Genomic DNA, 12,102 nt, shown 5'->3' on the forward strand with positions numbered 1-12,102 from the left:
GGCCGCCCCATGCAAGCATTCACCATCCACAAGGGACTGGTTGCGCCCATGGACCGCGAAAACGTCGATACCGACGCGATCATCCCCAAGCAGTTTCTCAAGTCGATCAAGCGCACCGGCTTCGGTCCCAATCTGTTTGACGAGTGGCGCTACCTCGACCAGCCCGGCAAACCTGGCATGCCTGAGTCCAAGCGCAAGCCGAATCCGGACTTCGTGCTCAACCAGCCGCGTTACAAGGGCGCAAGCATCCTGCTGGCGCGGCAGAATTTCGGCTGCGGCTCAAGCCGTGAGCACGCGCCCTGGGCACTGCAGCAGTACGGCTTTCGCGCCATCATCGCGCCCAGCTATGCCGACATTTTTTTCAACAACTGCTTCAAGAACGGCCTGCTGCCCATCCGCCTGCCGGAATCGACGGTCAGCCGTCTGTTTGACGAAGTGGCCGCGTTCCCGGGTTACGAGCTCACGATAGATCTGGAGCGCCAGGTGGTGGTCGAGCCGCAAGGCGCCGAGATCCCGTTCGAGGTCGAGGCCTTCCGCCGTTACTGCCTGCTGGGCGGGTTGGACGACATCGGCCTGACGCTGCGCCACAAGGACAAGATCAAGGCCTTCGAGGCCGAGCGACTGGCCACCAAGCCTTGGCTGGCGCATGTCATGTCCTCTTGAAGACACGCTCAGGAATGTGAACAAAACAGGGCTCCAGCGCTTGTCCAGCAAGCGCATGCAGCTATCAAAACAAAGAAACCATGAAAATCGCCATTCTTCCGGGTGACGGCATAGGCCCCGAAATCGTCGAGCAAGCGGTCAAGGTGCTCAAGGCGCTGGACCTGCAGCTTGAAATGGAAACCGCGCCCGTCGGCGGCGCCGCCTACGAAGCCAGTGGCCACCCGCTGCCAGACGCCACGCTGAATCTGTCCAGGGCGGCCGATGCCATTTTGTTCGGTGCCGTGGGCGACTGGAAATACGACCAGCTTGAGCGCGCACTGCGCCCGGAGCAAGCCATCCTCGGCCTGCGCAAGGCGCTCGGTCTGTTCGCCAATTTCCGTCCGGCGATCTGCTATGAGCAGCTCACGCACGCCAGCAGCCTCAAGCCCGAGCTGGTTGCGGGCCTCGATATCCTCATCATCCGCGAGCTCACCGGCGACATTTATTTCGGCCAGCCGCGCGGGCGCCGCAGCGCACCGGATGGCGCTTTTGCCGGTGCCGAAGAAGCCTTCGACACCATGCGCTACGCGCGCCCCGAGATCGAGCGCATCGCCCATGTCGCCTTCCAGGCCGCCCGCCAACGCAGCAAACGCGTGACCAGCGTGGACAAGGCCAACGTGCTGGAGACCTTCCAGTTCTGGAAGGACGTGGTTGCCGAGGTGCACAAGGATTACCCCGACGTGGAGCTGTCGCACATGTACGTGGACAACGCCGCGATGCAGCTGGTGAAGGCACCCAAGGCCTTTGACGTGATCGTCACCGGCAACATGTTTGGCGACATTCTCTCGGACGAAGCATCCATGCTCACCGGCTCCATCGGCATGCTGCCCTCGGCATCGCTCAACGCTCAGCGCCAAGGCCTGTACGAACCCAGCCACGGCAGCGCACCGGACATCGCCGGCAAGGGCGTGGCCAATCCGCTGGCCACCATCCTGAGTGCCGCAATGATGTTGCGCTTTTCGCTGAACCAGCCCGAGGCGGCCGATCGCATCGAGGCAGCCGTGAAGCAGGTCCTGGCGCAGGGCCTGCGCACGCCGGACATCCACAGCGAAGGCACGACGCGTGTCGGCACCGCCCAGATGGGCGACGCGGTTGTCAACGCGCTGCGCTGACAACGCGTTCATGGATACGCCGCCTGCATGAGGTCATGCGGCATCCTTTAAAATCCGGTGCCATGCGCAGCTTTCGCCATTTCGTGACTCAAAACACACCTGCCCCATCGGCGGCTGTGGCGGCGCGCGCATCCATCACCAAAACCACGACCATTACGGGCTGAAGCAGCTCCAGCATCGTCGTGCGCCCTCCTCCGGCCCTGACGAGCCGGGGCAAAAAGCAGCGCCGGATGGTGCAAGACTTTTTAATCTGAAAGGGCAACGCAATGAGCAAGCAACTGGTAGGCCTCGTCGGCTGGCGCGGCATGGTCGGCTCCGTGCTGATGGAGCGCATGCAGGCCGAAGGCGACTTCGAGCTGATCGAGCCGGTCTTCTTTTCCACCTCCAACGCCGGCGGCAAGGCCCCGGCGATGGCCAAGGCGCACAAGGAACTGCATGACGCCAACGACGTCGCGGCGCTGACCAAGTGCGACATCATCATCTCCTGCCAGGGTGGCGACTACACCAAGGAAGTCTTCCCCAAGGTGCGCGCCAGCGGCTGGCAAGGCCACTGGATCGATGCCGCGAGCGCCCTGCGCATGCAGGACGATGCGGTCATCATCCTCGACCCGGTCAATGACGATCTGATCCAGGCCAGGCTCGCCGCCGGTGGCAAGAACTGGATCGGCGGCAACTGCACCAACTCCATCCTGTTGATGGGCCTGGTGGGCCTGTTCAAGGCCGGCTTGGTGGAATGGGTCAGCTCCATGACCTACCAGGCCGCTTCGGGTGGCGGCGCCAACCACATGCGTGAACTGCTCAAGGGCATGGGCGTGATCCACGGCGCGGTCGCCAGCGAACTGGCCACGCCGGCCTCGGCCATCCTCGATATTGACCGCAAGGTGGCCCAGACCATACGCCAGGACGTGCCGCGCGAATTCTTCGGCGCGCCGCTGGCGGGTGGCTTGATCCCGTGGATCGACGCGCAGCTGGAAAACGGCCAGTCCAAGGAAGAATGGAAGGGCAAGGCCGAGGTCAACAAGATTCTGGGCACGCCGACGCCGATCCCGGTTGACGGCCTGTGCGTGCGCATCGGCGCGATGCGCTGCCATTCGCTGGCATTGACGCTCAAGCTCAAGAAGGATGTACCACTCGCCGAGATCGAGACCCTGATCAAGGGCGGCAACCCCTGGGTCAAGTTCGTTCCCAACGAGCGCGAGCAGACCGTCAGGGAGCTGACGCCCGCGGCCATCACCGGCGGTCTGCAGATCGCCGTCGGGCGCGTGCGCAAGCTGAACATCGGTCCGGAATACGTCTCGGCCTTCGTCGTTGGCGATCAGCTCCTGTGGGGTGCGGCCGAGCCATTGCGGCGCATGCTGCGCATCTTGCTCAAGGCCTGAGTCAAGCGATAGCGGCACGGCGTGCGCCACAGCATGCCGTGCGGCAGTGTTGCCGGTTGCCAACAAGCCCAACCGTCAAATCGGCGATAACGGCGGTAAAAAAGCTGAACTTCGTTCTTAGCTTGTCAGTGCAACACATTGATGCTAAGGTGCTTTCACCTGTCTTCAGGTGCTTCAGTGCTCCCGTTTTAAAAGCGCAAGGCCTACCCAACAGACGCAACGCACACTGCCTCACCACCCATGCATCGCTGCAAACCCACCCTTCTGGCCGTCGCGGCCGCCCTGTCGATGGGGCTGTATGCCTCCAATGCAAGCGCGCTGGCGCTCGGTCGGGTCACCGTGCAGTCTGCACTTGGCGAGCCTTTGCGGGCCGAAATCGCACTGCCCCAGGTCAGTGCGGCCGAGGCGGATTCGCTGAACGTCACGATCGCCAGCCCCGAGGTTTTCCGTGCGCAGGGTCTTGAGTATTCGGCTGCGATCAAGGGCATCCGGGTTGACCTCAAGCGCGAAGCCAACGGCAAGATGGTGCTGCGCCTGAGCAGCAACCAAACCATCACCGACCCATTCATCGACCTCGTCGTCGATGCGGCATGGAATGCCGGGCATATCGTGCGCAGCTACACCATGCTGTTCGATCCGCCAGGGCTGCGCAGCGCGCCTGCGCCCATCGCAGCGCAGGTGGATACCTCCCCACGCAGCAGCGCATCGCCCGCGCCCGTGCGCACGCCCCAGGTGGCCGCAGCACCTGCGCCCGCCCCGGTCAGCGCGCCCGCTGCAGCGCGCAAGGCTGAAGCAAGCCCCGGCGAAGTCAAGGTCCGCTCTGGCGATACCGCCAGTGCCATCGCCAGCGCACACCGCCCCAGTGGCATCTCACTCGACCAGATGCTGGTCGCCCTGGTGCGCGCCAACCCCAAGGCCTTCATCGACGGCAACGTCAATCGCCTGCGCGCCGGCAGCGTGCTGCAGATGCCGGACCAGGCCAGTGCCGAGGCGACCTCCGCCGCCGAAGCCAGCAAGATCGTTGCCGCGCAGAGCCGCGACTTCAACGCCTTCCGCCACCGCCTTGCCGGCGCAGCGCCCGCAGCCGGTGTCGAGGCGGCGTCGCGCACCAGCAGCGGCAAGGTGCAGACGCAGGTGTCCGAATCCAAACCCGAAGCCGCCAGCGCCGACAAACTGACCCTGAGCAAGGGCAGCGCCGCCGGCGACAAGGCCGATGCCGAAACCGCGCAAACCAAGCAGGCAGACCAGACATCGGCCCGCATGGCGGAACTGTCCAAGAACATTTCCGAGCTCAAGGCCCTGAGCGATGGGGCCACCGACGCCAAAGCGGCGCCGACGGCCCCGGCAACGCCGCCCGCGCCAGGCGACACCGCCAAGCCCGGTGTCGAAGCCGCCACGCCCGCGGCGCCCGCCGCCGATGCAGCCGCGGCGCCACCACCCGAGGAAAGCGCAGCACCCGCTGCTCCTGCGGCAGCAGAACCTCCTGCGCCCGTGCCGGCCCCTGAACCAGCGCCAGCGCCCGCAGCCACGGCAGCCGCCGAAGCGCCGCCCAAGCCTGCGGCTGCCGCCCCCGCGCCAGAGCCGCAGGAAGAACCCGGTCTGCTCGCCTCGCTCACGGAGAACCCGATGGCGGCGGGCGGTGCTCTGGCCTTGGTACTGCTTTTGCTTGGCTGGGGCGGCTACCGTTGGCAGCAAGGACGGCGCAGGGCAGAGAGCCCGGAAACCACCTTCGCCAGCGAAGGCGATCACCCCGATTCCTTCTTCGCCGAAAGTGGTGGTCAGGAAGTGGACACCACGAGCAGCGATCTGACGACCGGCTCCACCTCCACGCTGTACTCGCCAAGCCAGCTCGATCAGACGGGCGATGTCGATCCGATCGCCGAGGCCGATGTCTACCTGGCCTATGGCAAGGACCCGCAGGCCGAGGAAATCCTGAAGGAGGCCTTGATCCACCATCCGGAGAAAGTCGCCATCCCCGCCAAGCTGGCCGAGATCTACGCCAAACGCCAGGACCGCGCGGCGCTGGAAGGTGCGGCGCGGCAAGTACACGCACTCACCGACGGCGCAGGACCGGATTGGGAGCGGGTGCAGGAGCTGGGGCGCGGCATCGACGCGGACAATCCGCTCTACCAAGCCGGCACGCCACTGCCCGACGTCCCGGCCTCGATCCCACCGGCGGTGGTGCCGGCCGCTGCCGCTGCCGCGTTGCCCGAAATCCCCGCCGTACCCACTGCCGAGGCGACGCAGACGGCTGCGGCCGACTCCGTACTGCCGTCGATCGACCTGGATCTGGACCTTGCAAGCCCCACGCACACGGCCGCAGACGCGGCGCACGCTGCATCGGCCAACGCCTTCACCGCGGCAGCCGTCAGCGCCGCACAGCTGGCGCTGGAAATACCGGCAGAGCCCGATAGCGGCATTGGCGGCCTGACCTTGCCCGCTGCGCTGGAAGAGACCACGCCGCCCGCGGCGCACCCACCCGAAACCATGGGCGAGCCGCTGGAGTTCCCGACCGAAGGCCTCGCGCTGGCAGATTCCGGTCCCATGCCGCTGTCGCCCAAGGAAATCGCCCCGACCGAGCCGGCACCGCTCGAGTTCGATCTCGGTGGGCTTTCCCTGGATCTGGACAAACCTTCTGCGGCTGCCTCTGCGCCCGTTGCAACGGATCTGCCTTCGCTGCCCGAACTGCCATCCGAGGCAGCCGCAGACAGCCCACTGCCCGAGGATCCGCTGTCCACCAAACTGGCACTTGCCGAGGAATTCAAGACCATCGGCGACAGTGAGGGCGCGCGCGCGCTGATCGAAGAGGTGCTCGCGGAAGCATCCGGCGAGACCAAGATCAAAGCCGAGCGCCTGCTGAAAACGCTGGGCTGAACCCCATGGACAAAGCCCGGACGCGGCCAAGGCCTCGTCCGGGCTTTGCCTTTTGACGACCCACCGTTCTGCAAGGACTCCATGCGCATCGCCCTTGGCGTGAGCTACGAAGGCCAGCCCTGGCGTGGCTGGCAAAGCCAACCCTCACGCCAGACCGTGCAGGATGCCCTGGAAGCCGCCCTGCAACGCTTCGCCACCGTGCCCATCAGTACCGTCTGCGCCGGACGCACGGATGCGGGCGTCCACGGACTGATGCAAGTCGTGCACTTTGATACCGACATCGACCGACCGGAGTTCTCCTGGGTACGCGGCCCCAACCGCTTTCTGCCGCCAGGCATCGCGGTGCAATGGGCGAGACGCGTGCCCGATGCGTTTCACTCGCGCGCCTGCGCCACGGCCAGGCGCTATGCCTACGTGCTGCTGCAATCGCCAGTGCGCCCCAGCATCGAGGCCGGGCGCGTCGGCTGGGTGTTTCAGGCCCTCGATGAGACCGCGATGCGCGAGGCTGCGGCGCATCTGGTCGGCGAGCACGACTTCACCTCGTTTCGCGCTGCCGAATGCCAGGCCAGAAGCCCCGTCAAGCATCTCGCGCAAATCACCATCACCCGCCGTGGCGCCTTTGAGCCGGCGCCCACGGGCAGCGAGGGCTGCCCCACCGGCTACTGGCGTTTCGCGTTTGAAGGCAATGCCTTCCTGCACCACATGATCCGCAACATCATGGGCTGCCTCATCGCGGTCGGACAGGGAACCAGGCCCAGCGACTGGATGCGCGAAGTGCTCCAAGCCCGCTCGCGCAGCAAGGCGGCGCCCACCTTCATGGCCGACGGCCTGTATTTCCTCGGGCCGCGTTACGACCCGGCCTGGGGCCTGCCGGACCGCACCGCCGCGTACGACTGGCTGCCGTAGTGCCCCCGTAGCCACGGCCTTGAGCCCATGTGCCGCCTGACTACGCTCAGGTACGGTTTTTGGGCGGGTACCATCGAGCAATGGCACCCCCAAGCTCCCACCAGCGCACCCGCATCAAGGTCTGCGGCCTCACGCGCGAGCAGGATGTGGACGCGGCCGTGGCCAGCGGCGCGGACGCGATCGGCTTCGTGCTCTACCCGAAAAGCCGGCGCCATGTCAGCCCCGAGCGCGCCGCGGAACTGGCCAGGCGCCTGCCACCGTTCGTTACACCCGTCCTGCTGTTTGTCAATGCAAAAACTACGGATGTGATAGCTGCTTGCGCAAGTGTGGCGGGAGCTATCGCCCAATTTCATGGGGATGAATCACCCGAAGACTGCTGGCGCGCGAGCGACAAAGGCGCCATCCCCTTCATCCGCGCCGCGCGGATTCCACTGGGTGCGGCGGGGGCGCGGTTTGACCTCGTAGAATATGCCCACGATTACTCTCACGCCCGCGCCATTCTGCTCGACGCCCATGTCGACGGCTACGGCGGGGGCGGCAAGACATTCCATTGGTCACTGCTGCCACCAAACGTCAATGCTCACCTCGTTTTGTCTGGTGGACTCACACCTGCAAACGTGGGCGATGGCATCAAGGAGGTACGGCCGCGTTGCACGACGCTGGCCGTTGATGTGAGCTCCGGCGTGGAGCTGGATGCGGCGGACGGCAGCACCGTTCACGGCATCAAGGACGCCGGCAAGATCGAACGCTTCATGGTCGCCGTGCGCGCGGCCGATGCAGTCCACACCCCTTTGATGAAACCATGATCGACTACCACCAACCCGACAGCCGCGGCCATTTCGGCCCCTATGGCGGCACCTTCGCCAGCGAGACGCTGACGCACGCGATTGCCGAACTGCGCGACGCCTACGCCCGCTACCAGCATGACCCGGAGTTCATCGCCGAATTCAGGAGCGAGCTGGCGCACTACGTCGGCCGTCCCTCCCCGGTCTACCACGCGTCGCGCATGAGCCGCGAACTGGGCGGCGCGCAGATTTACCTCAAGCGCGAAGACCTCAACCACACCGGCGCGCACAAGATCAACAACGTGATCGGCCAGGCCATGCTGGCGCGGCGCATGGGCAAGCCGCGCGTCATCGCCGAGACCGGCGCCGGCCAGCACGGCGTGGCCACGGCGACGATCTGCGCGCGCTACGGCCTCGAATGCGTGGTCTACATGGGCGCCGAGGACGTGAAGCGCCAAAGCCCCAACGTCTACCGCATGAAGCTCCTGGGCGCCACCGTGGTGCCGGTGGAGAGCGGCAGCCGCACGCTCAAGGACGCGCTCAACGAGGCCATGCGTGACTGGGTGGCCAACGTGGACAACACCTTCTACATCATCGGCACCGTCGCCGGCCCGCACCCCTACCCGATGATGGTGCGCGATTTTCAAAGCGTGATCGGCAACGAATGTCTCACGCAAATGCCCGAATTGCTGGGCAAGGAGCGCCAGCCCGACGTCGTCATTGCCTGCGTCGGCGGCGGCAGCAACGCCATGGGCATTTTTTACCCCTACATCCCGAACGAGAACGTCAAGCTCATCGGCGTCGAAGCCGCGGGCCTGGGCCTCGACAGTGGCAAGCACTCGGCGAGTCTTGAGCGCGGCAGCCCCGGCGTGCTGCACGGCAACCGAACCTACATCCTGCAGGACGAGAACGGCCAGATCACCGAGACGCACTCGATCAGCGCGGGCCTGGACTACCCCGGCGTTGGTCCCGAGCATGCCTGGCTGCAAGAAATCCACCGCGCCGAATACGTCGGCATCACCGACGACGAGGCGCTCGCCGCCTTTCACCATCTGTGCCGCACCGAAGGCATCATCCCGGCGCTCGAATCCAGCCACGCCGTGGCCTACGCGATGAAGCTCGCGCCCACGCTGCGCGCCGATCAATCCATCCTGGTGAATCTCTCGGGCCGCGGCGACAAGGACATCGGCACCGTCGCCGACCTCTCGGGCGTGGTGGTGCATGACCAGCCCAGCCAGGGCGGGCATACGGTGAAGGGAGGCAAGGCATGAGCCGCATCACCACCACCTTCGAGGCGCTCAAGGCCAAAAGCCGCAAGGCGCTGATCCCCTACGTCACGGCCGGCTTTCCGTTTGCCGACATCACGCCCGCGCTGATGCACGGCATGGTCGAGGCCGGTGCCGACGTGATCGAGCTGGGCGTGCCGTTTTCCGACCCCATGGCCGATGGCCCGGTGATCCAGAAGGCCGGTGAAAAGGCCATACAACTGGGCATCGGTCTGACCGAAGTGCTGGAGATGGTGCACGGCTTTCGCCAGCGCAACCAGACCACCCCGGTCGTGCTCATGGGCTACGCCAATCCGATCGAGCGCTACGAACAGCGCCACGGCAGCGGCAGTTTTGCGCGCGATGCACAGGCGGTCGGCGTGGATGGCATGCTGGTGGTCGACTACCCGCCCGAGGAATGCGAGCAATTCGCCGCCGACCTGCGCGCGCACGGCATCGATCTGATCTTCCTGCTGGCCCCGACCTCGACGAGCGAACGCATGCAGCAGGTGGCACGCGTGGCCAGCGGCTATGTCTACTACGTCTCGCTCAAGGGCGTGACCGGCTCGGGCGCGCTCGACACCACCGCCGTCGAGGCCATGCTACCGCGCATCCGCGAACACGTGAAGATCCCCGTCGGCGTGGGTTTTGGCATCCGGGATGCCGAGACCGCCAAAGCCATCGGCCGCGTCGCCGATGCGGTGGTGATCGGCAGCCGCATCATCACGCTGATCGAAGAGCAGCCGCACGAGCGCGTCGTCGGCGTCACCATTGACTTCCTGCGCCAGATCCGCAAGGCGCTGGACAGCTGAAAGGAGCCACCCCATGTCCTGGCTGGAAAAACTTCTCCCGTCCAAGATTCACCAGACCGACCCGGCTGAGCGCCGCCAGATGCCCGAAGGGCTCTGGGTCAAGTGCCCGAGCTGCGACACGGTGCTCTACAAGACCGATCTGGAGCACAACCAGAACGTCTGCCCGCACTGCGGCCACCACCACCGCATAGCCGCACGCGCGCGGCTCAATGCGTTTCTGGACGGCGAAGGCCGCTACGAAATCGGGCAGGAGGTCATTCCGGTCGACGCGCTCAAGTTCAAGGACAGCCGCAAATACCCCGAACGCCTGAAGGAAGCGCTGGAGAACACCGGCGAGACCGATGCGTTGGTGGTCATGGGTGGTGCCGTCAAAAGCATCAGCGTGGTCGCCGCAGCGTTTGAATTCGACTTCATGGGCGGCTCGATGGGCTCGGTCGTCGGCGAGCGCTTCGCGCGCGGCGTGGAGAACGCCATCGAGCAAAAGGTACCCTTCATCTGCTTTACCGCCACCGGCGGCGCACGCATGCAGGAAGGCCTGCTTTCCCTGATGCAGATGGCCAAGACCAACGCCGCGCTGACGCGCCTGGCCAAGAAGGGCCTGCCCTACATCAGCGTGCTGACTGATCCGACCATGGGCGGCGTCTCGGCCGGTTTTGCGTTCGTGGGCGACATCGTGATCGCCGAACCTGGCGCGCTGATCGGCTTTGCCGGCCCGCGCGTCATTGAATCGACAGTGCGCGTCACCCTGCCCGAGGGCTTTCAGCGCGCCGAATTCCTCCAGACCAAGGGTGCGGTGGACATGATCGTAGACCGGCGCGAGTTGCGCGACACCGTGGCCAAGAGTCTCGCCATGCTGCAGCGCTTGCCAGCGGATGCGATTGCTTGATTTTTAATAGCGTTCAGCGCTTGTCCAACAAGCGCTGCAATGCTATTTGGCAACAAAATCAAAACAACGCACCACGCTGCAGATTGCCCAGCACGATCAGACATACCTGCAGCAGTACCAGCACGATCAGGGGCGAAAGATCCACGCCCCCCATCGTCGGCAGCAGGCGTCGCACCGGCGCCAGCAAGGGCTCGGCCAGCAGTGCCAACAGGCCGGTAATCGGTGAGCGGCTTGGCACCCAGGAGAGCACCGCGTGCAGGATGATCAGCAGCATCAGCCCCCAGACCGCCACTCGCACCGTACCGAACACCACCAGCCAGGGCAGCAGGGCAAAGCCGCTGCCCAGCAACAGCATCAGCGCCAGGTACTGCGCCAGTTGCGCCAGCACGGCACCCACCAGGCAGGCCGTATCCCAGCCGCCGATCGCAGGCACCAGCTTGCGCAGCGGCAGCACCAGCCAATCGCTGAACACGAACAGCATCTGCCCTACGGGGTTGCCGAAGGGCGCACGCCGGCGCTGCATGTACAGACGCAACAGGCAGGCACCGGTGATCAGGCCACCCGCGACATCCAGCAGAAAAGAAGCAATTTCGTAGAGCATGCAGGCATTCGTTTGAGAATGTGTGCGCGATGATCCCAGATTTTCACGAGCGTCTGCCGGAATCTGGGATCATCGCGCCCACCATGATGACCGATCTGCCACTGTTTCCGCTCGCCACCGTGCTCTTCCCCGGGGGCTTGCTGACGCTGCAGGTCTTCGAGGTGCGCTACCTGGACATGATCGGCGCCTGCCAGGCAAGCGAGCGCCCGTTTGGTGTCGTCGCCCTGGCCAGCGGTCACGAAGTGCGTCAGGCGGGCGCCGCGCCGGAGCAGCTGTGCGACGTCGGCACGCTGGCAACGATAGAGCACTGCGAGCGCCCCCGACCGGGGCTGATGCTGCTGAGTTGCCGTGGCGTGCAGCGCTTTCGCCTGCACCAGCCGCACTGCCTGCCGCACGGCCTATGGCAGGCCGATGCCGAATTGCTGACCGACGACGCCCGCATCGCCATTCCGGCAGACCTGCAGCACACCAGCGATCGCCTGCGGCAGGTGTTGCACGAGATCCGCCAGCGCCACCCCGGCGTTGCCCAGCCCACCGAGGCACAGCTGGCCGATTGCGGCTGGGTGGCCAACCGCTGGTGCGAATTGATACCCGCCCGGCTCAGCACCAAGCAGCAGCTGATGTCACTGCAAAGCCCGCTGCTGCGGCTGGAGCTGGTGACCGATCTGCTGGACAGCCCGCGGCCTGAATCGGGCAACTCTTAAAATGCCGGGTTTCCCACGCGACGGCATGCATCCATGCACGCTCTTGCGTGCGGCCCGCAAGCAACCGCGCCACCCG

Annotated in this window: 11 protein-coding genes; 10 read left to right on the forward strand and 1 reads right to left on the reverse strand. The window is 65.5% G+C overall.

What is annotated here, in order from left to right:
* Nucleotides 1–9 precede the first annotated feature (9 nt).
* From leuD to accD, 9 genes are all read left to right on the forward strand, one after another.
* Entirely contained in the window at nt 10–663 is a 654-nt protein-coding gene (leuD, locus tag ABS45_RS05820; protein WP_291554014.1) for a 3-isopropylmalate dehydratase small subunit, read from the forward strand.
* Between the two features lie 80 nt (nt 664–743).
* Nucleotides 744–1,814, forward strand: a complete 1,071-nt coding sequence (gene leuB / locus ABS45_RS05825; RefSeq protein WP_291554016.1) for a 3-isopropylmalate dehydrogenase — start codon at nt 744–746, stop codon at nt 1,812–1,814.
* 266 nt (nt 1,815–2,080) lie between these two features.
* Nucleotides 2,081–3,193: an aspartate-semialdehyde dehydrogenase gene (gene asd / locus ABS45_RS05830; RefSeq protein ID WP_291554019.1), complete on the forward strand. Its 1,113-nt coding sequence runs from the start codon at nt 2,081–2,083 to the stop codon at nt 3,191–3,193.
* A 240-nt stretch (nt 3,194–3,433) separates the two neighbouring features.
* Nucleotides 3,434–6,067, forward strand: coding sequence for a FimV/HubP family polar landmark protein (locus ABS45_RS05835; protein WP_291554022.1), 2,634 nt, complete (start codon nt 3,434–3,436; stop codon nt 6,065–6,067).
* 81 nt (nt 6,068–6,148) lie between these two features.
* A complete protein-coding gene (gene truA / locus ABS45_RS05840; protein WP_291554026.1) occupies nt 6,149–6,973 on the forward strand; it encodes a tRNA pseudouridine(38-40) synthase TruA in 825 nt (274 codons plus the stop codon).
* Nucleotides 6,974–7,053: 80 nt separating this feature from the next.
* Nucleotides 7,054–7,779 (forward strand): phosphoribosylanthranilate isomerase, encoded by a 726-nt coding sequence (locus tag ABS45_RS05845; RefSeq protein ID WP_291554029.1) that lies wholly within the window; start codon nt 7,054–7,056, stop codon nt 7,777–7,779.
* Complete coding sequence (trpB, locus tag ABS45_RS05850; RefSeq protein WP_291554032.1) at nt 7,776–9,029, forward strand: tryptophan synthase subunit beta; 1,254 nt, start codon at nt 7,776–7,778, stop codon at nt 9,027–9,029. Before ABS45_RS05845 ends, trpB begins: the two co-directional genes overlap by 4 nt.
* Entirely contained in the window at nt 9,026–9,835 is an 810-nt protein-coding gene (trpA, locus tag ABS45_RS05855; protein ID WP_291554034.1) for a tryptophan synthase subunit alpha, read from the forward strand. Before trpB ends, trpA begins: the two co-directional genes overlap by 4 nt.
* Before the next feature lie 13 nt (nt 9,836–9,848).
* A complete protein-coding gene (gene accD, locus ABS45_RS05860) occupies nt 9,849–10,721 on the forward strand; it encodes an acetyl-CoA carboxylase, carboxyltransferase subunit beta (protein WP_291554036.1) in 873 nt (290 codons plus the stop codon).
* Between the two features lie 58 nt (nt 10,722–10,779).
* Here accD and ABS45_RS05865 read toward each other — a convergent pair whose 3' ends face one another.
* Entirely contained in the window at nt 10,780–11,322 is a 543-nt protein-coding gene (locus ABS45_RS05865) for a YggT family protein (protein WP_291554039.1), read from the reverse strand.
* Nucleotides 11,323–11,351: 29 nt separating this feature from the next.
* Between ABS45_RS05865 and ABS45_RS05870 the strand changes: the two genes are divergently transcribed.
* Nucleotides 11,352–12,026 carry an LON peptidase substrate-binding domain-containing protein gene (locus tag ABS45_RS05870; protein ID WP_291554042.1) on the forward strand — a complete coding sequence of 225 codons (675 nt, stop codon included), beginning with the start codon at nt 11,352–11,354 and terminating at the stop codon, nt 12,024–12,026.
* Nucleotides 12,027–12,102 lie beyond the last annotated feature (76 nt).

This window comes from Comamonas sp. SCN 65-56 (assembly GCF_001724135.1).
Lineage (GTDB): Bacteria > Pseudomonadota > Gammaproteobacteria > Burkholderiales > Burkholderiaceae_C > Comamonas_C.